The sequence below is a fragment of the Brevundimonas sp. genome, assembly GCF_031082345.1.
Lineage (GTDB): Bacteria > Pseudomonadota > Alphaproteobacteria > Caulobacterales > Caulobacteraceae > Brevundimonas.
This window is the reverse complement of sequence record NZ_JAVHLH010000354.1, coordinates 1-2,044: the sequence shown is the minus strand read 5'-3', so window position 1 is coordinate 2,044 and position 2,044 is coordinate 1. Positions and strand designations below refer to the sequence as shown.

General features: G+C 75.1%; 2 protein-coding genes. Both read left to right on the top strand.

What is annotated here, in order from left to right:
• Positions 1–1,163, top strand: a 1,163-nt coding sequence (hisD, locus tag RDU12_RS15215; RefSeq protein WP_308685475.1) for a histidinol dehydrogenase, incomplete at its 5' end; no start/stop codon positions are given.
• Positions 1,160–2,044 (top strand): aminotransferase class I/II-fold pyridoxal phosphate-dependent enzyme (locus RDU12_RS15210; protein WP_308685473.1); only part of this gene is annotated, 885 nt, incomplete at its 3' end. The genes hisD and RDU12_RS15210, both read left to right, overlap by 4 nt.

Below are 2,044 nucleotides of genomic sequence, written 5' to 3'. Positions count from 1 at the left end.
GCTGCCAGGTGGCCTTCCGGATCGCCGACGAGGCCCTGCAGATGCACGGCGGCGCCGGGTACATGAACGAGTACCTCATCTCGCGGGTGTGGCGCGACACGCGCGCCCTGCGCATCGCCGCCGACAATGTCCGGGTCTTCCACCAGGCCACCCGGCCCGAGGATTCGCCCTGGATCGAGACCACGCCGGGCGTTCGCTCCCGCCTCGTCTGGCGGCCCATCAGCGCGGCCGGCCTCTATGTGCCCGGCGGGACCGCCCCCCTGTTCTCGTCCCTGCTGATGCAGGCCATCCCCGCCGCGGTGGCCGGCGTGCGCCAACGCATCGTGGTCACACCGCCGGCGAAGGACGGCGGCGTCCACCCCGCCATGATCTACGCCGCCGCCGAGGCCGGTCTCGACGCCCTCTGGCTGATCGGCGGGGCCCAGGCCATCGCCGCCCTGACCTTCGGCGCGGCCTTCGATGACGGCGAGATCGAGCCGGTCGACAAGCTGTTCGGACCCGGCAACGCCTTCGTGGCCGAAGCCAAAAAGCAGGCCGCCGCCCGGCCCGGCGGTCCGGCCGTCGACATGCCGGCCGGCCCCTCGGAACTGCTGGTCATCGCCGACCGCGACGCCGACCCGGAGATCGCCGCCGCCGACCTGCTCAGCCAGGCCGAACACGACGCCGACGCCCAGGTCATCCTCGTCTCCGAGAGCCGCGCCAACATCGACGCCATCCTGGCCGAGCTCGAGCGCCAGCTGCAGACCCTGCCCCGCGCCGACATCGCCCGCGCCTCGCTCGCCGCCGCCCGCGCGATCCGCGTCCGCGACACGGCCGAGGCCTGCGAGGTGGCCAATCTCTACGGGCCCGAACACCTCGCCCTCCAGACCGTCGACGCCGAAGCCCTCGTCGAGCGCATCGCCGCCGCCGGCGCCATCTTCGTCGGCGCCTTCGCCGCCGAGACCCTCGGCGACTACGCCGCCGGCCCCAGCCACGTCCTGCCCACCGACGGCGGCGCCCGCACCCTCGGCGGCGTCACCACCGCCAGCTTCATGACCTCGATGTCGGTGCAGTCGGTCAGCGAGACCGGCGCCCGCGCCCTCGCCCCTGTCGCCGCCTCCCTCGCTCGCCTGGAAGGCCTCGAGGCCCATGCCCGCGCCGCCGACCTCAGGAGCGGCGCATGAGCCTGACCAACCTCCCCGCCCCCTTCGCCCCGCTGGTGTCCGACGGCGACGGCCTCGACCGCTATCCGGCCGAGCCCCGGGCGCTGGCCGCCCGCATGGCCGAGGTCTACGGCGTGCCGGCGGACTGCGTCCTGCCGGTGCGTGGCGCGACGCACGGCTTCGAGCTGGTCTTCCGCCTCGCCGCCCGCGATGGTCTTTCCGTCGAGGCTCCCGAGGCCGAACCCTATCGCACGCTCGCTGGCCTCTATGCCCGCCCGGCTCCCGGCGCCGCGCCTGCCGCCGTCATCGTCCGCGCCCTCGGCTCGCCCGAGGCTGTGGCCGAGATGGCGGCGCGGGTCGCCCCCGCCCTCCTCGTCATCGATGAGGGCCTCGCCGAGTTCGCGGACGCCCCCTCCGCCGCCACCGTCATCGACGCCCACGCCAATCTCGTCGTGCTGCGCAGCCTCTCGCTGGCCCACGGCCTCGCCGGCGCCCGCGTCGGCGCCGCCCTCGCCCGGCCGGAAACGCTCGCCCGTCTCGCTTCGGTGATGGAGCCGTACGCCCTGCCGGAAGTCTCGATCCGGCTGGCCCTGCAGGCGCTGGACCCCTCGCGCATGATGGAGACCGCCCAGCGCATCGCCCTCGTCCGGTCCGAGCGCGAGCGCCTGTCCAAAGCCCTGTCCCGCAACATGCCGGTCGAGCCCGGCGTCGGCCCGATCCTGATGGTCCGGCCCTCCGACCCCGAGGCCATCCTTGCCCCCCTCGCCCGCTTCGGCGTCCCGGCGGAGCGGGCCGGCGAGCGGCTGCGGTTGCCGGTCTCCGCCCGCCCCGAGGTCAACGACCGCCTCCTAGCCGCCCTCGACCTCGCCCCGGCTCCGGCCCGGCCGCACCGCACCGGCCAG